This is a genomic window from Mycobacterium sp. Dal123C01, from assembly GCF_052566995.1.
This window is the reverse complement of the sequence record NZ_CP199580.1, coordinates 2,395,361-2,416,166: the sequence shown is the minus strand read 5'-3', so window position 1 is coordinate 2,416,166 and position 20,806 is coordinate 2,395,361. Positions and strand designations below refer to the sequence as shown.

Annotated in this window: 20 protein-coding genes and 1 pseudogene; 9 read left to right on the top strand and 12 right to left on the bottom strand. The window is 66.5% G+C overall.

All coding sequences use genetic code 11. The features are described from left to right. Nucleotides 1–24 precede the first annotated feature (24 nt). Entirely contained in the window at nt 25–1,710 is a 1,686-nt protein-coding gene (locus tag ACTXG5_RS11640) for a hypothetical protein (RefSeq protein ID WP_445163792.1), read from the bottom strand. A 12-nt stretch (nt 1,711–1,722) separates the two neighbouring features. Further along, a complete protein-coding gene (locus ACTXG5_RS11635; protein WP_445163791.1) occupies nt 1,723–3,591 on the bottom strand; it encodes a putative bifunctional diguanylate cyclase/phosphodiesterase in 1,869 nt (622 codons plus the stop codon). Nucleotides 3,592–3,890: 299 nt separating this feature from the next. Between ACTXG5_RS11635 and ACTXG5_RS11630 the strand changes: the two genes are divergently transcribed. The 4 genes from ACTXG5_RS11630 (at nt 3,891) to ACTXG5_RS11615 (ending at nt 8,178) form a co-directional block, all read left to right on the top strand. Then, nucleotides 3,891–4,685, top strand: a complete 795-nt coding sequence (locus ACTXG5_RS11630; RefSeq protein WP_445164372.1) for an FkbM family methyltransferase — start codon at nt 3,891–3,893, stop codon at nt 4,683–4,685. A gap of 111 nt (nt 4,686–4,796) precedes the next feature. Beyond that, nucleotides 4,797–5,987 (top strand): NAD(P)/FAD-dependent oxidoreductase, encoded by a 1,191-nt coding sequence (locus ACTXG5_RS11625; RefSeq protein WP_445163790.1) that lies wholly within the window; start codon nt 4,797–4,799, stop codon nt 5,985–5,987. Continuing rightward, nucleotides 5,984–6,880 (top strand): RNA polymerase sigma-70 factor, encoded by an 897-nt coding sequence (locus tag ACTXG5_RS11620; protein WP_445163789.1) that lies wholly within the window; start codon nt 5,984–5,986, stop codon nt 6,878–6,880. The genes ACTXG5_RS11625 and ACTXG5_RS11620 overlap by 4 nt, the downstream gene beginning before the upstream one ends. 50 nt (nt 6,881–6,930) lie before the next feature. Beyond that, nucleotides 6,931–8,178 (top strand): aminodeoxychorismate synthase component I, encoded by a 1,248-nt coding sequence (locus ACTXG5_RS11615; RefSeq protein ID WP_445163788.1) that lies wholly within the window; start codon nt 6,931–6,933, stop codon nt 8,176–8,178. On the opposite strand, the gene rsmI is transcribed toward ACTXG5_RS11615, so the two are convergent. Next, entirely contained in the window at nt 8,175–9,014 is an 840-nt protein-coding gene (gene rsmI / locus ACTXG5_RS11610; RefSeq protein WP_445163787.1) for a 16S rRNA (cytidine(1402)-2'-O)-methyltransferase, read from the bottom strand. The genes ACTXG5_RS11615 and rsmI overlap by 4 nt on opposite strands. Nucleotides 9,015–9,039: 25 nt before the next feature. On the opposite strand from rsmI, the gene ACTXG5_RS11605 reads away from it, so the two are divergent. After that, complete coding sequence (locus ACTXG5_RS11605) at nt 9,040–10,608, top strand: dolichyl-phosphate-mannose--protein mannosyltransferase (protein WP_445163786.1); 1,569 nt, start codon at nt 9,040–9,042, stop codon at nt 10,606–10,608. Nucleotides 10,609–10,723: 115 nt separating this feature from the next. Here ACTXG5_RS11605 and arcA read toward each other — a convergent pair whose 3' ends face one another. Next, on the bottom strand, nt 10,724–11,935 hold the full coding sequence (arcA, locus tag ACTXG5_RS11600) for an arginine deiminase (protein WP_445163785.1): 1,212 nt from the start codon (nt 11,933–11,935) through the stop codon (nt 10,724–10,726). Between the two features lie 107 nt (nt 11,936–12,042). On the opposite strand from arcA, the gene ACTXG5_RS11595 reads away from it, so the two are divergent. Then, nucleotides 12,043–12,639: an alpha-ketoglutarate-dependent dioxygenase AlkB gene (locus ACTXG5_RS11595; protein WP_445163784.1), complete on the top strand. Its 597-nt coding sequence runs from the start codon at nt 12,043–12,045 to the stop codon at nt 12,637–12,639. Between the two features lie 4 nt (nt 12,640–12,643). On the opposite strand, the gene ACTXG5_RS11590 is transcribed toward ACTXG5_RS11595, so the two are convergent. The 6 genes from ACTXG5_RS11590 to ACTXG5_RS11565 all read right to left on the bottom strand — a co-directional run bounded on the left by ACTXG5_RS11590 (nt 12,644) and on the right by ACTXG5_RS11565 (nt 17,695). Next, entirely contained in the window at nt 12,644–13,300 is a 657-nt protein-coding gene (locus tag ACTXG5_RS11590; protein WP_445163783.1) for a DUF5642 family protein, read from the bottom strand. 28 nt (nt 13,301–13,328) lie between these two features. Then, on the bottom strand, nt 13,329–14,000 hold the full coding sequence (locus ACTXG5_RS11585) for a DUF5642 family protein (protein WP_445163782.1): 672 nt from the start codon (nt 13,998–14,000) through the stop codon (nt 13,329–13,331). A 26-nt stretch (nt 14,001–14,026) separates the two neighbouring features. After that, nucleotides 14,027–14,977, bottom strand: a complete 951-nt coding sequence (locus ACTXG5_RS11580; protein ID WP_445164371.1) for a GNAT family N-acetyltransferase — start codon at nt 14,975–14,977, stop codon at nt 14,027–14,029. A 246-nt stretch (nt 14,978–15,223) separates the two neighbouring features. Beyond that, nucleotides 15,224–15,877, bottom strand: a complete 654-nt coding sequence (locus ACTXG5_RS11575) for a methyltransferase domain-containing protein (protein ID WP_445163781.1) — start codon at nt 15,875–15,877, stop codon at nt 15,224–15,226. A 106-nt stretch (nt 15,878–15,983) separates the two neighbouring features. After that, a complete protein-coding gene (locus tag ACTXG5_RS11570; protein WP_445163780.1) occupies nt 15,984–16,697 on the bottom strand; it encodes a TIGR03943 family putative permease subunit in 714 nt (237 codons plus the stop codon). Then, on the bottom strand, nt 16,694–17,695 hold the full coding sequence (locus tag ACTXG5_RS11565) for a permease (RefSeq protein ID WP_445163779.1): 1,002 nt from the start codon (nt 17,693–17,695) through the stop codon (nt 16,694–16,696). Before ACTXG5_RS11565 ends, ACTXG5_RS11570 begins: the two co-directional genes overlap by 4 nt. Before the next feature lie 116 nt (nt 17,696–17,811). Here ACTXG5_RS11565 and ACTXG5_RS11560 point away from each other — a divergent pair, with 116 nt between their 5' ends. Then, nucleotides 17,812–18,552: a class I SAM-dependent methyltransferase gene (locus tag ACTXG5_RS11560; protein WP_445163778.1), complete on the top strand. Its 741-nt coding sequence runs from the start codon at nt 17,812–17,814 to the stop codon at nt 18,550–18,552. Nucleotides 18,553–18,556: 4 nt separating this feature from the next. On the opposite strand, the gene ACTXG5_RS11555 is transcribed toward ACTXG5_RS11560, so the two are convergent. Next, nucleotides 18,557–18,808: a hypothetical protein gene (locus tag ACTXG5_RS11555; protein WP_445163777.1), complete on the bottom strand. Its 252-nt coding sequence runs from the start codon at nt 18,806–18,808 to the stop codon at nt 18,557–18,559. A gap of 156 nt (nt 18,809–18,964) precedes the next feature. Between ACTXG5_RS11555 and ACTXG5_RS11550 the strand changes: the two are divergent. Both ACTXG5_RS11550 and ACTXG5_RS11545 read left to right on the top strand, forming a co-directional pair. Continuing rightward, nucleotides 18,965–20,105: pseudogene (locus ACTXG5_RS11550) on the top strand (GTP-binding protein). After that, nucleotides 20,095–20,388, top strand: a complete 294-nt coding sequence (locus ACTXG5_RS11545; protein WP_445163776.1) for an ANTAR domain-containing protein — start codon at nt 20,095–20,097, stop codon at nt 20,386–20,388. The pseudogene ACTXG5_RS11550 and the gene ACTXG5_RS11545 overlap by 11 nt, the downstream one beginning before the upstream one ends. Nucleotides 20,389–20,416: 28 nt before the next feature. Here ACTXG5_RS11545 and ACTXG5_RS11540 read toward each other — a convergent pair whose 3' ends face one another. Then, nucleotides 20,417–20,674 carry a type B 50S ribosomal protein L31 gene (locus ACTXG5_RS11540; RefSeq protein WP_445163775.1) on the bottom strand — a complete coding sequence of 86 codons (258 nt, stop codon included), beginning with the start codon at nt 20,672–20,674 and terminating at the stop codon, nt 20,417–20,419. Between the last annotated feature and the right edge of the window lie 132 nt (nt 20,675–20,806).

The following is a 20,806-nucleotide window of genomic DNA, read 5'->3' as shown; positions in this document are numbered from 1 at the left end:
CCTGTGTGTGCGGGATCCGACACGCTATTTACCGCTGGGGGAGATCAGGGTTTCGCGCGGAATATCAAGTGTCGCAATCGGATACAACCCGGAGTTGTCACGGCCATCGCGTGCCAACTGCATGGGCGCGTAGTTCACCACATGCGTGGCACCCGGCTTGTGCTGTTGCCAGTCGACGGACGCGCGCAGCGTGTAGTGTCCCGGCGCCAAGCCCGCCAGGTCGACGCGAACCGTCTCGGTGGCCGACGTCGGCACCGCTTGCTCGCGTGATTGGCTGGTGTCGTCGGAGACGAGCGATTTGAGGTTGACCGTTGCCGGTATCGTCCGCACCACGGCTCCGGAGAAATCCACCAGCTTGTAGCCGGGCGACCAATTCTCGGTCATGGCCGCGGATCCGTAGTTCGTCCACACCGTCAAAATCGTTGCCGTGTTGCCCTGTAGCGATTGCGATCCGCTCCGCGCCTCGACCGAATAACGATAGCCGGCCGACGCGTTAGCCTGGGCCCACAGTACGTACAGCTTGGGGTCCATCGCCGAATTCGATTCCCGGTCTGGGAAATTGAAGCTCGACGTCATCGACACGTGGTATCTGACGACGTCGTGCAGACCTTTTTCGTAGTACGTCCGAGGATCGGTTCCGGTGGGCAGTTGGCACCATTCCGTGATCAGCGGCGCCGAGGACAACCGTTGCTTGATCGCGGCAACGACCGCATCGTTGGACCGCACGTATTGAGAGTCGTTGGACTCGACCCACGTCGGCAACGGCGAGTACACCCCGAGGCAATCGGCACGGATGCCCACCGGCGCGGACAGTTTTTTCGTGACGTCGTCCGCGAGCAGTTGGCGCACGATTTCCGGGTTGTCCGGCGCAGTCACCAATTGCGTATGAGGGAAGGCGTTGACATTCGCTGCCACCAGCTCCCGAACGGACGCGGTGGTGATGCTCTGGTCACGAAACTGGCTGTAATACCCCAGCTTTGCGACGCTATCGTCAGGCGCCGGACCCGGGGCGCCCAGCGTGTCGCGCAAATACGATATGTGGTTCTCGCTGAAATCGCCGTAGCCGGAGAACTCGAACACGCTGAGCCGCTCATCGCGGTCATATCGACGACCGAGCGCACCAAGCAGCTGCTCGAATGCGTGCAGGTAATTGGGATCGTTCCAGTTCGGCACCACCTGCGTCACACCGGCTGCGGGCCCGGTTGATGGATCGGCATAGTTGGTGGTGGCACCAGGAGTGGCACGCACCCAGTCGGGAACCCCACTGTTCGTGTTGTTCGGGTAGGTATCGTCGCAGCAGGAGTTGTAGGCGAAGACGCGAAGTGTCAGCCGCATATTGCGGTCGGCCAGTTTCGCCAGCGCATCGTCGATCACACTGAAGTCGAACTTGCGATCGTCAGGAGCGTCGGGTGGCAACGTGCGCGGGTCGGCCGGCTGTATTTGCCGCCATGAGATACGCAGATGGGCATCGTAGGACGCCGGCCACGGCTGATATCGCTGCTGCGCGGGATCGCCTTGTGGGAAAAGGGGTTGCAGGAGATCTTCGTACTGGCCGCGCAGCGGGTTGGGAATCTCCAGCGTGTTCGACGGGATGACCGGACTGACCATCGCGCTCAGCGGACTGGTCGGCTTCTGACCGCCACATCCGCTGAGTACCAACATTGCGAACACGGCAACGGCAAGTGCTTTCTTGCTAATTTTGCGGACCATTCTCTTCTTCAGTTAGATCGTGCCGAGTGACAACGCCTCACGATCAGCGAGGAATGGCATCGGCATCCAGCGCGCTGACAGTAACGCCTCCATGGCATCTCCGGGTACGGGTTTCGACAACAAGAACCCTTGCGCCCGGTGACATCCGTGCTGCATCAAAGTCAGTGCGGCAGCAGGTGTCTCAACGCCCTCGGCGACGACTTGCAGACCGAATGCCTCGGCGAGCCCGATGATGGCACGAACGATGGCCAGGTCGCCGGCGTTCGACCCCAAGTCGCGCACGAATCCGGCGTCGATCTTCAGCATGTCGACCGGCAGCGACTTCAGGTGTGACAGCACCGCATAACCGGTACCGAAGTCGTCGATGGCCAGCTGCACCCCGACCTCTTTGAGCTCCGCGAGGGTCTCGCACGTGGTTTCGAGGTCGTGTACGACGGCGCGCTCGGTGATTTCCAGACATATCGATGCGGCATCGATGCCGAACTCTTCGATGGTCTCGGCGACGCTGCGAACGAAGCCGCGGGTGATCAGTTGGACGGGTGAGACATTGATGCGCAGGACGGCACCCAACCCCACGCCGTTGGCGCGCCACCGGCTGAATTCGGCGCAGGCGGTGCGCATTACCCAGTGGCCCAGCTCGCCGGCCAGGTTGGTCGACTCGGCCACCCCGATGAACGAGTCCGGCAGCAACAGGCCCCAGATCGGGTGCCGCCAGCGGACCAGCGCCTCGGCCGCCACCACCGCCCCGGTCCACAAGTCGACCTCGGGCAGATAGTGCAGCAGCAGCGCCTCGCTGCCGATGTCGCCTTGGAGATGCATCTCAATGTCGTTGCGGAACGCGCTTTTCAGCGACATGTCGTCGGTGAATACCGCGATCTGGTTGCCGCCGGCGCGCTTGGCGGTCAGCACGGCCTCGTCGGCACGACGCAGCAGAGCGGTGCAGTTGTCGCGCTCCGGCATCCCGACCGCCAGCCCGATGCTGACGGTGCGGCTGATCATGTGGCCGCCGATGGCCAGCCGTTCGCACAGCATGGTCGACAAGCGGCGGCCGAACGACTCCGCGGTCTCCGGCGACATCGACTGCTCGGGCACGACGACGAACTCGTCACCGCCGAGCCGGGCGATCATGGCTTGGCTTCCGGCGCAGGCCTGAATGCGTTGCGCGAACACCCGGATGAACCAGTCGCCCGCGGTATGGCCCAGATAGTCGTTGATCGGCTTCAACCGGTCGAGGTCGAGGTACAGCACTGCGACGGGCCCCGGCTTTCCGGCGGCAAGCCGCTCGGACAAGTGCGCGACAAGCGCGCGGCGGTTGTACAGGCCGGTCAGATCGTCGTGCTCGGCCAGATAGCGAAGCTTCTCCTCGGCCGAAATACGAGCTTGCAGCTGCGCGAACAGGGCGGCGACCGCCTCGAGAGCGTTGATCTCGGCTTGCTTCCACTTGCGGGCGCCGAACTTGACGAATCCAAGCACGCCGGTCGTCACCTCGCCCGAGACCAGCGGTGCGGCTGCCACCGAAGGAGCGGTGGGCTGCTTGGGTCCCCCCAGCCACCGCCACCACGAACGGCGGGGCTGGTCCGGCGATATCACGATCGGTTTCCTGCCCTGCTCGCATCGAGTGAGCAGCGAGTCGGCGCCGGTGTAGTGCACAACGGCCGTCGGATCCGAATCCGGAACTTCGATTCGCGGTGGCCACTCCGCAACCAGCACGGAGGCGCGGGAAATCTCGTCGCGGTGCCGCAAGAAGCTGGCGTCCACATCGAATTGCTCGACCAGCTGCGCGAGAACCTTTTGACTCACCTCGGTCGCCGTAGACGCTGTGACTTCCATCAACTGAGCGGCAACGGAGGTGACGACCAGGTCCAGGCTGCTGCGTGGCACGGGCTCCTCCGATACGGGGCACATGTCCCAGCTGGGCGCCGTACTTCGCGGCTTGTCTTGGTGGTGTTTTGGCCGGTGACAGGCCACGAGTTGGCGTTAGCGCAGGGTATCACGCAGCGGCCGGCCCGGGCCGGTTGTCGACCTGATCGCAACGCAGCCGAGACCTGAGTCCCGCAAACTTTCGTGCCTGGGTGCGTCAACTACGCTGAGTGCTCTTGACGCGCACTATCAGCGACCCGCTGCACCCGGCTCTGCCGAGCTTGCGATCGCCAGGAAGCACACTGCTGGAGGCACCGAAGATGCCGGTCGCACGCTCGGCCAGACACTGGCTCGCCCCGACGGCGAAGGCTGTCGCACCGCGCTTGTTCTGGCGGCGGAAATACCGCATCCTGCAACGTCTGGGCCAAACCCGTCCGGACGTGCGGCTGGTTGCGTCGCTGTGCGATCCCAACCGCGTCTCCCTGGACATCGGGGCCGACGTCGGCGAATTCACGATCGCGATGCTCGCGTCGTCGCGATCGGTGATCGCGTTCGAACCACGGCCGGCCCAAGCGCACGATTTGGCGTCGATGTTCGACGCGGTCGGCGTCCCGGTCAGGGTGGAAGCGGTTGCGCTGTCGGACAAGCCCGGTGTGACGACCATGCGAGTGGTGGAGTCGGAGCCGGGCCGCAGCACGATTGACACCGACAACGTCCTGAGCGACGTGGACGGCGGCGTCGTCCAGAGCATCGACGTGCCGGTCAAGCGCCTCGACGATCTGAACCTGGACGGCGTCGGCCTGATCAAGGTCGACGTGGAGGGCCACGAACTGGCCGTGTTGCTCGGCGCCACAGACACACTCGCGCGCAACCAACCAGTGCTGGTGGTGGAGGCCGAAGAACGCCATCACCCCAATGCCGTCACCGAAATCGCCGAATTGCTGGCTGGGCTCGGCTACGCAGGCTACTTCGAACTCGATGACACTCAGCGACCGATAGCTGAGTTCGACCCAGCCCAACATCAGAACCCGGCGGCCATCGCCAGCCTCGAAGACGGCTGCGTGACCGATGGCGTCTACGTCAACAACTTCGCTTTCTTCCCCAAGGGCGGTTGAGCGTCCGGTTCGGCCTCGAGTGATTCAGCTCACATTCGGCGGACGAACTGTCACGCCTGGCCGTCCTGCGGTGTCTCCAGGGCACAAGCCCCACGAGAATAGGAGACAGCAATGACCGAGAACATGCACGTCGTCATTGTCGGCGGCGGATACGCCGGCACCCTGGCGGCCAATCGCCTGCGGCAGCGGCCGGACATCGACATCACCCTGGTGAATCCCCGTCCGGTCTTCGTCGAGCGAATCCGCTTGCACCAGCTGGTCGCCGACTCCGGCGCCGCGACAGCCGATTACGGCACGCTGCTGGGTGAGGGAATCCAGTTGGTCGTCGACGCCGTCGAGCGGATCGACGCCGGCGCCCGGCGCCTCGTGCTGACCTCCGGCACCGCGCTGGATTACGACTACCTCATCTATGCCGTCGGCAGCACGGGCGCGGTGCCCACCCCGCTATCGGTGCCCGGTGCCGCCGAATTCGCGCATTCGATCTCCGACCTGGAAAGCGCGCAGCGGCTGCGCTACGCGCTGGCCGACCTGCCGCTGGGCGCACCCGTCACCGTGGTCGGCGGCGGATTGACCGGCATCGAAACGGCCTCCGAGCTGGCCGAGCAGGGCCGCCCGGTGACCCTGGTGTGCGGCGGCACGCTCGGGACGTCGCTGAGCAAGCGGGGCCGGCGCTCGGTGGCCAAGCAACTGCGCCAACTCGAGGTCAACATTCTGGAGTCCGTCGCCGTGAGCGAGGTCCGCTGGGAGACCGTGGTGCTCAGCGACGGCGCGGTGCTGCCCAGCGCGACAACAGTGTGGACGGCGGGGTTCACCGTGCCGGATCTGGCCGCCCGCAGCGGACTGCGCACCGACGAGGTGGGCCGACTGCTCACCGACGAGACGCTCACCAGCATCGACGACGATCGCATCGTCGCCGCGGGTGATGCCGCCGCGCCGTCGGGTGAGCCCTTGCGGATGAGCTGCCAGGCCGCCGAGCCGTTGGGCGCCCAGGCCGCGGAGACCGTGCTCGCCCGGATCGCCGGGGACACCCCCGCGGCGCTCAACCAGGCGTTCACGGGGCAGTGCATCAGCATCGGCCGCACGCACGCCACGCTGCAGTTCGCGCACACCGACGACAGCCCGGTGAACCTGGCCATCGGCGGTCGACCCACCGCCGCGATCAAGGAAACGATCTGCAAGGGCACGATGTGGGCCATCCGGCGCGAGGCCGCAAAACCCGGCTCGTACTTCTGGCTCAAGGGCGGCAGCCGGCCGGCTCAACCGGCCGAGCAACCGACAGATCAGCAGATCGCGATCCCATGATCGCGGCCGGTGAGCATGCGGAACGGTTCACCCTGCTGCGCCCATTGTTGTTCACGATCGCCTACGAAATCCTCGGCTCGGCCACCGAGGCGGACGACGTGTTGCAGGACAGCTATCTGCGGTGGGCCGACGTCGACCTGTCGACGGTGCACGACACCAAGTCGTACTTGGCCCAGCTGGTGACCCGTCAGGCGCTGAACACGTTGCGGGCCGGCGCCCGTCGCCGTGAGGAGTACGTCGGGCCCTGGCTGCCCGAGCCGCTGTTGCTCGACGATCAGGACCCGGCAACCGATGTCGTTCTGGCGGAATCGGTTTCGATGGCAATGCTGGTCCTGCTGGAAACGCTGAGTCCCGACGAACGGGCGGTGTTCGTCCTGCGCGAGGTGTTCGGATTCGACTACGGCGAGATCGCCGACGCGGTGGGCAAGCCGGCGCCGACGGTTCGCCAGGTCGCGCACCGGGCACGTGAACACGTGCGGGCGCGCCGTAAGCGCTTCGACAACGTGGACCCGGAGCGCAACGCCGCGATCACCACGCAGTTCCTGGCGACCGCGGCCAGCGGCGACGTGGAAGCGCTGATGGCGATGCTCGCTCCGGACGCCACCTGGATGGCCGACAGCGGCGGCAAGGTGTCGGCAGCGCGGCGGCCCGTGGTCGGTGCCGGCAAGGTGGCCAGGGCCATCACCGGGCTGATGCGCAAGGCCGGAACCGGAACGCGCGTCGAGCTGGTTACCTGCAACAGTGCCCCGGCGGTGTTGTTCTACCTCGACGACGAGCTCGCGATGGTGGTCACACTCGAGATCGCCGGCGACAAGATCACCAACTTCTACGTGATGCGAAACCCCGACAAGCTGGCCGCCCTGGCGAGCGCCCGCGACATCAGCCGCAGCTGAGCGGCAGAGGCATGGGGTGCGAAAATCCACCCTTCTGTCAAGCTAGGGCAGTGCGAATTGACGGGCTCGGTAACCTCGGCGAGGCACACCGTGTGCTGCGCGCGATCGGTGACGCCGCCAGCCGGCTCGATCTGCCACCGCCCGCGGCGCTGACCGGCGAATGGTTCGGTGCGCTGGCGGTTATCGCACCGAGTCTGGCGGTGCGGCCGGTCGATGTCGCCGACGCCTTCGAGGTCCAGCTCGGCGCCCCGCAGTCCCCCGCGGTAGGCGGTGGCTGGTTCGGCTATCTGTCCTATCCCGACGCCGGCGCCGACGGGCGGGGACACCGGATCCCCGAGGCCGCCGGTGGCTGGACCGACTGCGTGCTGCGCCGCGATCGGGACGGACAGTGGTGGTACGAAAGCCTCTCCGGTGCGGCGATGCCCGAGTGGCTGACCGCCGCGCTGACCGCGGCCCCGGGCCCGGCCCGCGATTGCCGGATCAACTGGGACGTGGCCGACCGGGAGGCACACCGCGGCGCGGTGCTGGCCTGCCTGGAGGCGATTCGCGCGGGCGAGGTGTATCAGGCGTGCGTGTGCACCCGCTTTACCGGGACGGTCACCGGGGCCCCGCTGGACTTCTTCATCGACGGCGTCGCGCGCACGTCACCGGCCCGCGCGGCCTATGTCGCCGGTCCGTGGGGTGCGGTCGCGTCGCTGTCTCCCGAACTGTTCCTCTGCCGCCGCGGTGACCTCGTGGTGTCGAGCCCGATCAAGGGGACCCTGCCCCTGGACGCCTGGCCGTCGGCGCTGCGCGCCTCGCCAAAAGAGGTGGCCGAGAACATCATGATCGTGGATCTGGTGCGCAATGACCTGGGCCGGGTGGCGGTCACCGGCACGGTCAAGGTACCCGAGCTGCTGGTCGTGCGACGCGCGCCGGGCGTGTGGCACTTGGTGTCGACGGTGTCGGCGCAGATCCCCGTCGAGCTACCCACGTCGGCGCTGCTGGACGCCGCCTTCCCGCCGGCCTCGGTCACCGGCACCCCCAAACATCGTGCCCGCCAACTGATTTCGCAGTGGGAGCCGCATCATCGCGGAGTCTATTGCGGCACAGTCGGTTTGGCATCGCCGATTGCCGGGTGCGAGCTCAACGTCGCGATCCGCACCGTCGAGTTCGACGCTGCAGGCACCGCCGTGCTGGGCGTCGGCGGCGGGATCACCGCCGATTCCGTCCCCGACGCCGAATGGGAGGAGTGCCTGCACAAGGCCGCTCCCGTCGTCGGACTGCCGCGTCCCGCGGCGGCAGCTTCGGTCGGTTAGCCCTCGCGGCGCGACTGCAGGACCGCGTCGTACAGCTGGCGCGACCGCACTCCGGGATGGGCCGCGGCCACCTCCGTGCAGGCGTCCTTGACACGCGCCCCCTCGGCGACGAGGTCCTGCACTCGTGCCACCAGGGACGGGAAGTCGGCGGCCGGGCTCGCGCCCGCCAGCACGACCGTGACTTCGCCGAGCACGCCGTCGGCCGCCCACGCCGCCAGCTCCTCGAGCGACCCCCGCACCACTTCCTCGTGCACCTTGGTCAGCTCCCGGCAGATCACGGCGGGACGCGCACCGCCGAGCTGCTCGACGGCGTCGAGCAGGCACGCCGCCAACCGGCGCGGCGACTCGAAGAACACGCAGGTGCGCCGCTCGTCGGCCAGCGAGGCCAGCCACGTTTTGCGCGCCCCACTCTTGCGCGGGGCGAAACCCTCGAAGCAGAACTTCTCCGACGGCAGACCGGACACGGCCAGCGCGGTGGTCACCGCGGACGGTCCGGGTAAACACGTCACCGGAATCCCGGCCTCGACACACGCCACCACCATCCGGTAGCCGGGGTCGCTGATCAGCGGCATCCCGGCGTCGCTGACCAGCAACACCGTCGCACCGGCTTTGATCTCGTCGACCAGCGCCGGCACTCGCGCGGCCTCGACTTGGTCGAACATGCTGACCACCCGTCCGGTGATGGCAACGCCGAGGGCTTTCGCCAGAGTTCGAACCCGCCGGGTGTCCTCGGCCGCCACCACCTCGACATCGCCCAGCGCCTTGATCAGCCGCGGCGAGGCATCCGACGGCTGGCCCAGCGGGGTCGCACCGAGCAACAGGCGACCGTAGGTCATGACGGACAGCCTACGATCGACACCGATGTCCGCCCCGCCCAGCGAAGCCTCCCTGACCGTGGATAGTGCCGTCCCGGAGCGCGTCGTCCCCGTCGTCAGCCCGGGGCCGCTGGTTCCGGTCGCGGATTTCGGGCCCACCGACCACATCCGCGGCTGGGTGGTCACCGGCATCATCACCCTGCTGGCGGCCGTGACCCGGTTCGTCAACCTGGGCTCGCCAACCGATGCCGGCACCCCCATCTTCGACGAGAAGCATTACGCGCCGCAGGCCTGGCAGACGCTGCACAACCACGGGGTGGAGGACAACCCCGGGTTCGGTCTGGTGGTCCACCCGCCGGTCGGCAAGCAACTGATCGCGCTCGGCGAGGCGATCTTCGGCTACGACGGAGTGGGCTGGCGGTTCACCGGCGCGCTGCTCGGCGTCGTGATGGTGCTGCTGGTGATGCGGATCGTGCGGCGGATCAGCCGCTCGACGCTGGTGGGCGCGATCGCCGGCGCGCTGTGCATCTGCGACGGCGTCAGCTTCGTCGCCGCGCGCACCGCGTTGCTCGACGGCTTACTCACCTTCTTCGTGGTGGCCGCGTTCGGCGCGCTGATCGTCGACCGCGACGAGGTTCGCCGGCGAATGCACGTCGCGCTGCTGGAAGGCCGCAGCGCCGAAACCACCTGGGGTCCGCGGCTGGGTGTGCGCTGGTGGCGCTTCGGCGCGGGGGTGCTCCTCGGATTGGCGTGCGGCACAAAGTGGTCCGGCCTTTACTTCGTGGTGTTCTTCGCAGCGATGTCACTGGCGTTCGACGTGGCCGCCCGGCGGCAGTACCAGGTGACGAGGCCCTGGGTCGGAACGTTGTGGCGTGACGTGCTGCCCACCGGATACGCGCTGGGACTGATCCCGATCGCGGTGTACCTGGCCAGCTATGCGCCCTGGTTTGCGTCCGAGACCGCGATCGAACGCCATGAGGTGGGCCAGACGATCGGCCCGCACAGCGATATCCCACTGCCCGATGCGCTGCGTTCGCTGTGGCACTACAGCGCGAAGGCTCTGCAATTCCATGCGGGCCTGACCAACTCCGCGGGCAACTACCACCCGTGGGAGTCCAAACCGTGGAGCTGGCCGATGTCGTTGCGGCCGGTGCTGTATGCCATCGATCAGCAGAACGTCGGCGGATGCGGCGCGCAGTCATGCGTGAAGGCCGAGATGCTGGTCGGCACGCCCGCGCTGTGGTGGCTGGCGGTGCCGGTGCTGCTCTACGCCCTCTGGCGATCGGCGATCCGTCGGGACTGGCGCTACGCCGTGGTCCTGGTCGGCTACTGCGCCGGCTGGCTGCCGTGGTTCGCCGACATCGACCGGCAGATGTACTTCTTCTACGCGGCGACGATGGCGCCGTTCCTGGTGATGGCGATCGCATTGATCGGCGGCGACATTCTCTATCGCCCGGGCCAAACGCCGGAACGCCGGACGCTGGGACTCATCATCGTGAGCTTTTATGTCGCGTTAGTGGTGACCAACTTCGCCTGGCTGTTCCCGGTGCTCACCGGCCTGCCCATCTCACAGCAGACCTGGGACATGGAGATCTGGCTGCCCAGCTGGCGCTGATTGCACCTGCCGACGCCGAGATTGCTGGTATGGCCCTGGCCTCGCCGCCGCGAGACTGCAACTAACGACGGCTCTACTCGTGAAACGCGTTGCTAGTTACAGTTTCACGGCAATCTTAAAGCGCGTCGCGGGCGACCGGGCAGGACATGCACCGCGGACCGCCACGGCCGGTGCCCAATTCGGACCCCGCGATCGTCAAGACTTCGATGCCGGCGTCCTGCAGGCGAGTGTTGGTCTGCACGTTGCGCTCATAGGCGACGACGACGCCGGGCGCCAACGCCAGCGTGTTGTTGCCGTCGTCCCACTGTTCGCGTTCGGCGATGACGGGATCGAGACCGGTGTCGATGACGCGCAGCTTGTCGATCCCCATCGCCTTGGCTGCCGCCTCTAAGAACGGGGCTTCATCGCTGATGCTCACACCGTCTTCTGTGCGCTGGATCGTGAAGGCCGAAAGCTTGTCGACGATGTTGGCGTACATCACCACGGTGTCGGTGTCGACCATCGTGCACACGGTGTCAAGGTGCATCTGCGCGCGCCGCTGCGCGATCGGCACGGCCAGCACCGTGTGCGCCAGACCGTCGTCGAAAAGGCTGCGCGCCAACGCTTCCGCACCGGCGGGGGTGGTTCGCTCCCCCACCCCGACCGCAACCACGCTGGGGGAAAGCAACAGCACGTCGCCACCCTCCACGGGAGCGGTGCGTGATTCGTAGGCACGCCGCACCCCGGTGAACCGCGGGTGGTGCGCATAGATGAGGTCGGTCAACGACGCCTCGCGAATCCGGGCCCGCAGCGCCAGCGACGGGATCACCACCCGCGGGCCGATCCATATCGACGAGTCCCGGGTGAACACCAGATTCGGCAATGGCTCGATGGCGAAATCCGCGCCGTGGTGCATCCGAAGCACCAGCGACACGTCGGTCCGGGCGTCGGGCGGCAACTCGTTGAACGTCATGCCGGCCATCAGCACATGCGCCAGCCTGGCCGGGTCCAGGCCACGCAGGTATGCCGAAAGCTCCTGCGCCAGCGGCACTCCGAGCCGGCGCGCGTCGACGGCGGCGGCAACGCCCTGCATCCGGGCGGCCCCGCTGTGGGTGAGTGCCTCGGTCAGCAGGTCGGACAGCAGCAGCACTTCCACCCCGCGCGAACGCAGCAGCCCGGCGAACTGGTCGTGCTCTTCCTGCGCGCCATCGACCCATGGCAGCCCGTCGAAAAGCAGCTGGTCATTGTTGCCCGGGTTGAGTCGCCGCAGCTCGGCGCCGGGCCGGTGCAGGATCGCGATCCGTAGCGTGCCTACCTCGGAATTGGTGCTCAGCTCAATAACACCCACAGCTAAACCGTAGCCGCGCCGATCGTGGTCGTCGCGTCACACCGGTGGCGTCCTGGTAGCCCGGCGCGTCCCGATCAATCGAACGGGTGTGCGATAGACTTGGCGCCGTGGGGACCGCGGTACAGGGCTCGCTGTTCGAGCACACGCAACGCCGGCACCTCGGTGACGGTGCCTTTATCGAGATTCGCGCAGGTTGGCTCGACGACGACGGTGACCTGCTCGACGCGCTGTTGTCGACCGTCCCGTGGCGGGCCGAGCGCCGCCAGATGTACGACCGGGTGGTCGACGTGCCGCGGCTGGTGAGCTTTCACGACCTGACCGTCGAGGACCCTCCGCACCCGCTGCTGGGACGGCTGCGGCGACGGCTCAACGACATCTACGCGGGCGAGCTCGGCGAGCCCTTCACCACGATCGGGTTGTGCTGTTATCGCGACGGCTCCGACAGCGTCGCCTGGCACGGCGACACGATTGGCCGCAGCAGCGCCGAGGACACCATGGTGGCGATCCTCAGCCTCGGCGCCACCCGCACCTTCGCGATGCGGCCGCGCGGCGGCGGCCCGTCGTTGCGGTTGCCGCAGTCGCACGGCGACCTGCTGGTGATGGGCGGATCGTGCCAGCGCACCTGGGAACACGCGGTCCCCAAGACGACGTCGCGGACCGGCCCACGCGTCAGCATTCAGTTCCGGCCGCGCGACGTGCGCTGATAGGTCAGGGGCGGATCGCCGCCACCGCTTTGACGAGCAAGTCGCGGGCACGCTGCGTGTCGACCTTGGCGACCGGCTGGTCGGGCACCACGAGCGGATTGGCAATCACAATCACCTGATAGTCGCCGAACTGCGCCGAGTAGTCGTAGAGCTCGCCGGTGCGGGTGCCGCCGGCCAGGATCGCCTGCAGGACGCGGTGCACGCCCAGCGTGTGTGTCCCGTCGATGCGCGGCGCGTCGACGACCTCGAGGCCGCCCCGCACCTGGGCCCCGGCGAATGCGACCTTGTTGCAGTCCTTCCCCGGGTCGTTGACCGGCAGCGGCTTGGAGGTCTCCAGCGCGATGACGACGTACCGGTCGCCATTACCCTCGGCGGACACCGCGGCCATGTTGCCCTGCACATCCGGCGGCATGTCCGGCCCCGACGCCAATTTCGCACAGTTCGCGGGATCGAAAGTCAGCCCCTCGGGCAGCTTGCGGGCGGACAGCAGCTTGGGATCGACCGCCCGCTCCGAGACGTCGGTGACTTTGAACTCTGGCCCGAAGCTCGACTTCACCCCGACGACCTTGGCGATGTCGGTACTCGTCGCGGCGGTATCGGTATTTGACGAGCAACCGGCCAGCACGCACACCGCTGCGAACGCGCATACCAGCTTGGACATCGTGGCTAATCTACCCAAAGCTAGACGTTCAGCTGCGCAACGTGGACACCGTTTTGACCAACAGATCGGCGGCGAATTGCGCCGGCAGTGTCGGCTGCGCCGAACCCGGATCGGTGGCCAGTGTGGTGAATGCGTAGTAGCTGCCCAGGTAAGCGATGAATGCGTATGCCCGCGAATCGATTTCGGTGCCTGACTCGACGGTGGACTTGATGTCGACGACCATACCGATGGTTTCCGCATCATCGACATGCGGCGGGTCGGTGAGCCGGACAGTGGCCGTGGTGTGCTCGGCGGTCATCGTCCACTGGCCACATGCGTCGACGACGTTCGGGTCCAGGTCCACGGGGTCTGGCAAAGCCACCACCACGACGTTGATGATGCCGCCCGGACCCGAGGCGGACAGACCCTGCGCCGATTGGTCGCGTCCCTTGCCGGGATCGGCCAGGGCGGCGCAGAGCGCGGGCTTGGACGTCACGTCGGCGTCAAGACCCCAGATCACCCGGGGCGAGGCCCCGCTGGGGATGCCACTGGTGGCCTCATAGTTGGACGGCAGGTCACGCACAACTCGCTTGATATTGGCGGGGTTTACGGCGGTGCCATGTGCCGACGGCGACGGCGAAGCCGACGGTCGGTGCGCCGGCGAATGTGCACATGCCGCCACCAACACCATGAGCACCGGGCCAATCCAGAACGGCCGCATGCCCGTTGATATCACGAGACACCGAGTCAGCCGAGCGCTTCGATCACCTGGCGGGCAACGCGCTTGATCTGGTCGGCCATCTCACGCCCGATCGGCAGGTCGCGCCGGCGCGGCACATCGATGACGGTGGTGATGACCCCGATGTCTTCGCGCTGCCAGACCGCGCCGTAGCGGTCCATGATCGTGCGCATCGGTAGGTTGTCGGAAAGCATTCGCGCGGAGAATCTTTCGATTCCGTCGACCTCGGCGGCGATCGACAGCGCACCGATCAGAAAGCTCCCGACCCCCCGGCCCTGGTAGGCGTCGGCAACGGTGAACGCGATCTCGGCGACCGTGGGATCGCTTTCGTCGCGGACAAATCGCGCGTCGGCCACCGGGTCGCTCCCGTCGGTCACCACCCACACGAAGTGGTCGACGTAGTCGACCTCGGACAGGTAGTGCATCAATGCCGGGGAGGGCAGCCGCGCCGTCATGAACCGCCGATAGAGCGTCTCGCTGGAGAATTGGATATGACCGTGTACGGTCCGCACATCGTCGCCGGGCAGCACCGGCCGCAGCAGCAGGTGGGTGCCGTCGCGCATCCGTATCGGGATGGGCGTGACGAAGGCGGCAAGACGCTGGCGCACCATCCGCAGCAGCCGGGGCATGATGTCGGGGATGTGCACCAGCCGGGTGAACGCGTCGTTGTCTCCGATCCAGCCGGTCAGCGGTTCGGTCGTGGTGACCGTCGCGATCCGGGGGCTGTCGCGTAGCAGGGCGATCTCTCCGATGATCGTGCCGGCCGACGTCTCTCCGATGTACACCGCGCCGTCGGCGCCGACGTGTTTGATCTCGGCGGTGCCCGAGGAGATGAGGAGAAACGAAACGGCCTGCTCGCCCTGTTGCATCAGAACCTGACCCGCCACGGCGCGCAGCGGCTGGACACAGGCCGCCAGCGGCTCCAAGTCTTCGATGGCGCATCCCTCGAAGATGTCCATCGCGGCGAGTTCCCCCGCCCGCGCACCGATCAATTCGGCCACGGCGATTTCCCGCGGATCCCGGAGTTTCGGCACGGGACTCGCGGTGCCCGCACAGCCATGAACTCGCCGCCCTGCTCTCGTCCCACCCGCGACAGGCTCACTGCCCATCTTGCGGTCCGACCTCGCTTAGGTTATGGCGTCCGCTGCTGACGCGGCAATAACGACGGGTCGACGAGATTTGAGAAGCCTCCCCCTGACGTCGAGTCAGGTCTGGATGGCGACAAGCGATTTTATTAATCCGGCGAACCGTTCGTACCAGATCACCGATGCCGGGAAGTATCGCCGCATCTGCGAAATACCGAGCAGATCAATCTCGTCGACCTGATCCTGCGCCTCCGCGCGAGTGTGCGTCCGAATGTGTCCGCGGTTCCAGCGCAGCGATACCTGTACCCGCGCCTCGTAGGGCAACCATTGCAAGCCGGGGAAAAGCCAGTGCGGCTCAATCGGGAAATATCGGTAGGGCGTTTGCACCCAATGGCGGTCGGCGAGCGAGTGAACGTTATCGACCAATCGTTGACGCCCTACATGACCGCCGACATGCTCGAGCACTGAATTAGAGAAGACAAGGTCAAAGTGATCGCGCGCAACTGAATTCGGCAAGTCGCAGGCATTCCCTTGGATTGCGGTGATCTGAGGACTCCACGACTCCAGCGGCTCTAGGTTCACCGTGGTGAGTGCCTTCGGACGCACGGGAGCGAGTTGCCACGACTCCGGCGTCCCACCGAGGTCCAGCACTCTCATGTCCGAGAACGACGGGAAAGCCTCGATCAGGTGCTGCCATCGTCGAGCGCGGGCACGTCCGGACAACGACCGCTCCGAGTTGACGTCCGTCGCGACGTCCCGCAACCAGTTCGACATTTACCATCCAATCTTTGCCGTCGAGATCGTGATTCGCTCGCCGGCCGACGCGAGCCTAACAGGCTAACCAGCAGGTTTGTCTCTCTTCGGCCCGGACTCCTGGGCCCTACGCGTAGGGGTTTGCCGGGGTCGCGACGGGCGTGACCGAGATGGCCCGCAGCGTCGGGATCGGGGGCGTATGGGGTTGCCGCTCGGCGGGAGTCACGACCCCCTCCACCCGCAGCCAGGTGTTGTCGGGGAAATGCAAGCTGCTGGCGCCGTCATGGTCGCGCAGATGAATGCGGGCCAGTTGGGCGTCGGCGGCACAACAGATGATGACGATGCGGGCCAGGTCGATGCCACCGGGTTCGTTGAGGACGAAACCGGTCGCCGAGATCAGCCGGTTGGTCAGCGACCCCGAGGAGTCGTTGGCCGCCCGCATCACCACCTCCGGTAGCGAGACCTCCGGAGCCCGCCCCGGCGGCAACGGCGGAAACGCCTCTCGCAGCGCGTCGTTGGAGACATTGGCCACCGACCCAGTGGCGGCCTGCGGCCTCAACGCCGGGGGCGTGACAAAGATCAGCACCACGATCGGCACGGCCAGCAACCACACCACGCCGCCGCGGTGGGAATGCCCGTCGTCGGCATCATGGCCCGCCTTCTCCCGGCGGATGTCGGAGACCATGCCCATCAGCGCGAGCCCGATCAGTAGCGCAGCGGTGAGCACCAGCCACGGCAACAGCGCGGGTTTCACGTAGCGGGTGAACACGCCGGTCGCCACGATCAGCCCAACGCTCAGCCCCACCAGCAGCAGGATCGTGTTCTCGGTTTCGCGCTTCATCGAGACCCGCCCAGCAGTAGCACGCCGATCAGGGTCGCCGCCGCGGTGGAAACGACCAACGTTGCGGGGGCGAACCGGGTGGCGAACGGCCGCCCGAACAAGCCCGATTGCATCGCCAGCAGCTTGACGTCGACGGCGGGCCCGACCACCAGGAACACCAGCCGCGGGACCAACGGAACCATCGTCAGGCTGGACGCCACGAATGCATCGGCCTCCGAGCACACCGCCAGGGTGACCGCCAGCGCCGCCATCACGATGACACCGAGAACCAAGTGCGCGCCCACGTGTTCGAAGATCCACGGCGGCACCAGAACGTGCAACGCCGCCGCCGCCGCGGCTCCCACCACGAGGTAGGCCGCTGCCTGCAGAAAGTCGTGCCGGGCCACTTCGCAGAACACCAGCCACTTCGATGCCGACCCGTTCGCGGATTGGTGCGCGGAGTGCGGCGGGAGTCGGCGGGTGATCCACTCGGTGCGGCCCCACCGTGACCACGCCCAGCCCATCACCACTGCGGTGAGCAGCGACGCGGCGACCCGGGCGATGACCATCTTCGGCTGACCCGGGAAGGCGACGGCCGTCGCGACGACCACCACCGGATTGATGGCGGGCGCGGCGAGCATGAACGTCAAAGCCGCCGCCCCGGCCACCCCGCCGTCGCCAAAAAGCCGGCGCGCCACCGGCACCGAGCCGCACTCACATCCCGGCAGCGCCGCCCCGGCGACGCCGGCGGCAAGGACCGCCGCCACGGGCCGGCGGGGCAGCCAGCGCACCAGCCGCTCGGGCGACACGAACACCGCGATCAATCCGCTGACCACCACCCCTAACCCCAGGAAGGGCAGGGCCTGGACGAAGACTCCACAGAACACGGTGCCCGCGGTGGCCAGCGCGGCGGTGTTCGCGACCACGGCGCGCAGCCACGTCCCCGCGATCGCGAAGCCCACCAAACCGAAGACGAGGACTTCCATCGAGCCGAAACGCGGTCGACGCTCGGCCCTCATTAATCCACCCGGCCTGGAATCTGATGACAGTTGATGAAAATGATTATCACTGGGGTGGGCCGGCGTCCGCACCCGGGCCACCGCCATCGCGGCGCGGTCAACTAGCCTGCAACGCGATGAGCCAGGATCCGGTCGAGCTGACCCGCGGCCTGATGAGCCAGACCGCCGAGCTGCGGCACGGTTTTCTCGACGTGTTGGGGGAATCGACGAGCGCGCCGGTTCCGACGGTCGCGCAGCGTGCCATGAATAGCCCGTTCGTCGCGACGGTCTACGAGCGGCTGTGGCGTCCGACCGCCTTCTACGCGGCCAGCGGGCTCACCCACCGGGCCGAACAGCGGCGCGCGGCCGCGGCCCTGCATCTGTCGACCGCGGGGCGGTTGCTCGACGTTGCCTGTGGCCCCGGCAATTTCACCAGTCCGTTGGCCGCGCAACTGCCGGACGGCGGCCTGGCGGTCGGATTCGATATCTCCGAGTCGATGCTGACGCGCGCCGTCGCCGACAACAGCGGGCCCCGAACGTGCTATGTCCGCGGGGATGCCCGGATGTTGCCGTTCGATGACGAAACCTTCGACGCTGTCTGTTGTTTCGGTGCGCTGTACCTGATGCCCGAGCCGTTCCGGGTGGCCGCCGAGATGGTGCGGGTGCTGCAGCCTGGGGGCCGGGTCGCGATCCTGACCAGCTATGCCTCCGAAGCGGAGCCGCTGCGGCAGCTGATGACCGCGAGCGCGCGCACCATCGGACTCACGATGTTCGGCCGACGCGACTTCGTCGACCTGTTCTCGTCGGCCGGGCTGGGCGACATCGAACAACAGACGCAGCGCGCGGTGCAATTCGTTGTCGCCGGAAAGCCTGGCTGAGGCGCTAGGACGCCGCCTTGGCCACGGCGAGGATCCGAACGACCGGCGTGCCTTCTTCGCACTCCAGTTCCCACGGATCACCGCCGTTGACGGGCTCGGAGGTGAGCTTGAACATCACTGGCAAACCCGCCCGCTGCGACATCTGCGTGCACTCGACTTGGAACAACCGGTAGTCGCCGGCTTCGTGAACGGCCAGCGAGAAGCCTGGTCGGACGGATTCGACGGGAACCCTCTGCAGGTAGTAGTTGGTACTCATCCAGCTGACTTTAGAGCCGAGACCGTATCTAATCCGACGCCGCCACGCTGTCTTATCAAATGTTCAGCTAAATTTTGGGACCACATCAGACTCACGGCCGCGCGGCGGCTTGACGTCACCCTTTGCCCACTTAATGAAAATCATTATCATTAAGACATGACGCCGCATCGCTCGGATCTGCTTCCGGTAACCGTCCTGTCCGGCTTTCTCGGAGCCGGAAAAACCACGCTGCTGAATCATGTTCTGGCGAACCGGGAAGGCCTACGGGTAGCGGTGATCGTCAACGACATGAGCGAGGTGAACATCGACGCCGCGCTGGTCGCGGGAACGGGCTATCTGGACCGCACCGAGGAGAAGCTGGTCGAGCTGACCAACGGCTGCATTTGCTGCACGTTGCGCGAAGACCTGATCGAGTCGGTAGCTCGTCTGGCATCGACGGGTCGTTTCGATTACCTCCTGATCGAGTCGACCGGCATCTCCGAACCGATGCCGGTCGCGGCGAGCTTCAGTTGGGAATTCGAGAGCGGATTCAGTCTTGGTAGCGTCGCGCGGCTCGACACCATGGTCACGGTGGTCGATGCGCAGACGTTCCTGCGCGACCTTGTGCGTGGCGACGCGTTAGCGGCGCGCGACCTCGCCGCTGGCGAGCGACATCCGCACGATCGCCGATCTGCTCGTTGACCAGGTGGAATTCGCCGACGTCATATTGCTCAACAAAACCGACCTGGTCAGCGAGCAGGCCTGCGCGAGGGTAGCCGCGGTGGTACGGCGGCTGAATCCGTCGGCGCGCATCGTGCCCACCCACCAGGGCCGGGTGCCACTCTCCGAAGTGCTGGGCACGGGCATGTTCGACCCCGATCTCGCCGCGGAGGCGCCCGGCTGGGATCAGGAGATCAGTGGCGGTCACACGCCCGAAACCGAGGAATACGGCATCAGCAGTGTGACGTTCCGCGCGCAGCGCCCGTTTCACCCGCAGCGTCTGGATGCGGCGCTCGAGCAGTTGCGAGGATTGTTGCGCAGCAAGGGTTTCTGCTGGATCGCCAGCCGGCCCGACCTGGCAGCGATTTGGTCGCAGTCCGGACCCAACTTGGTGATCGAGCCGGCGCAATACTGGCTCAGCACCGACATCCGCCCCGGCCAAGAAATCGTGTTCATCGGGGTCAAGCTCGACCGCGACCAAGTGTTGGGCCTGATGACCTCGGCGCTGCTGACCGACAGTGAGCTGGCCGAAGGCCCGCAGCGATGGGTCGCGTACACCGATCCGCTTCCACCGTGGAGCGTCGCTCATGCCCATTAGACGACAGCCGCAGACAACGATGGCCCACCCGCACAGCTACCGGCCCGCGGACCACCGGTCCCGACGCGAAATCGATATGGCAATCGGCGTTCTCATGGGCGTTCGGCGTTGTTCGCAACAAGAGGCATCGGAGGCGCTGGTGTGTGCCACCCGGACAACTGGGGTCGGGCTGGGAGGAGTTTCGCGCGCGTTGCTCGACGTCATCAGCGACGATCCCACGCCATCGGCCGCCGAGGCGATAGCGCACTGGAATGCGCTGCTCAGGCCCCCCGGTGGCGGGTAAGACCCTATTGACGTCCCTGATGCTCGATTCAGCGCCGTTTGCCGTAGCGGCGGTGGAATTTTTCCACTTGCCCTGCGGTGTCGAGGATTCGACGCCCCCCGGTCCAAAACGGGTGTGAATCCGAGGAGACCTCGACAACCACAAGTGGATACGTCTGCACGCCCTGCGGCGTCTGCCACTCGATCGTGCGTGAACTTGTGACGGTGGATCGGGTGAGGAACGTCGCGCCAGTTGTGGCGTCCTGGAAGACCACGGGGTGGTAGTCGGGGTGAATACCGGGCTTCATCCGCGGTCTCCTCCAGCCTTCTTCTTGATAATCGTTTTCATTAGAGCGATCCATACGGTACCGTCTCCCCCAAGCGTTGTCGACAATCATTTTCAATAACGGCTGCGGCGCAGGCGACCAGGCCGCGAAACA

Coding starts and splice junctions, on each gene's coding strand:
- ACTXG5_RS11640 (WP_445163792.1), bottom strand. CDS start 1,710: ATGGTCCGCAAAATTAGCAAGAAAGCACTTGCCGTTGCCGTGTTCGCA.
- ACTXG5_RS11630 (WP_445164372.1), top strand. CDS start 3,891: ATGCCGGTCGCACGCTCGGCCAGACACTGGCTCGCCCCGACGGCGAAG.
- ACTXG5_RS11625 (WP_445163790.1), top strand. CDS start 4,797: ATGACCGAGAACATGCACGTCGTCATTGTCGGCGGCGGATACGCCGGC.
- ACTXG5_RS11620 (WP_445163789.1), top strand. CDS start 5,984: ATGATCGCGGCCGGTGAGCATGCGGAACGGTTCACCCTGCTGCGCCCA.
- rsmI (WP_445163787.1), bottom strand. CDS start 9,014: ATGACCTACGGTCGCCTGTTGCTCGGTGCGACCCCGCTGGGCCAGCCG.
- ACTXG5_RS11605 (WP_445163786.1), top strand. CDS start 9,040: ATGTCCGCCCCGCCCAGCGAAGCCTCCCTGACCGTGGATAGTGCCGTC.
- ACTXG5_RS11590 (WP_445163783.1), bottom strand. CDS start 13,300: ATGTCCAAGCTGGTATGCGCGTTCGCAGCGGTGTGCGTGCTGGCCGGT.
- ACTXG5_RS11585 (WP_445163782.1), bottom strand. CDS start 14,000: ATGCGGCCGTTCTGGATTGGCCCGGTGCTCATGGTGTTGGTGGCGGCA.
- ACTXG5_RS11580 (WP_445164371.1), bottom strand. CDS start 14,977: ATGGACATCTTCGAGGGATGCGCCATCGAAGACTTGGAGCCGCTGGCG.
- ACTXG5_RS11575 (WP_445163781.1), bottom strand. CDS start 15,877: ATGTCGAACTGGTTGCGGGACGTCGCGACGGACGTCAACTCGGAGCGG.
- ACTXG5_RS11570 (WP_445163780.1), bottom strand. CDS start 16,697: ATGAAGCGCGAAACCGAGAACACGATCCTGCTGCTGGTGGGGCTGAGC.
- ACTXG5_RS11565 (WP_445163779.1), bottom strand. CDS start 17,695: ATGAGGGCCGAGCGTCGACCGCGTTTCGGCTCGATGGAAGTCCTCGTC.
- ACTXG5_RS11560 (WP_445163778.1), top strand. CDS start 17,812: ATGAGCCAGGATCCGGTCGAGCTGACCCGCGGCCTGATGAGCCAGACC.
- ACTXG5_RS11555 (WP_445163777.1), bottom strand. CDS start 18,808: ATGAGTACCAACTACTACCTGCAGAGGGTTCCCGTCGAATCCGTCCGA.
- ACTXG5_RS11545 (WP_445163776.1), top strand. CDS start 20,095: ATGCCCATTAGACGACAGCCGCAGACAACGATGGCCCACCCGCACAGC.
- ACTXG5_RS11540 (WP_445163775.1), bottom strand. CDS start 20,674: ATGAAGCCCGGTATTCACCCCGACTACCACCCCGTGGTCTTCCAGGAC.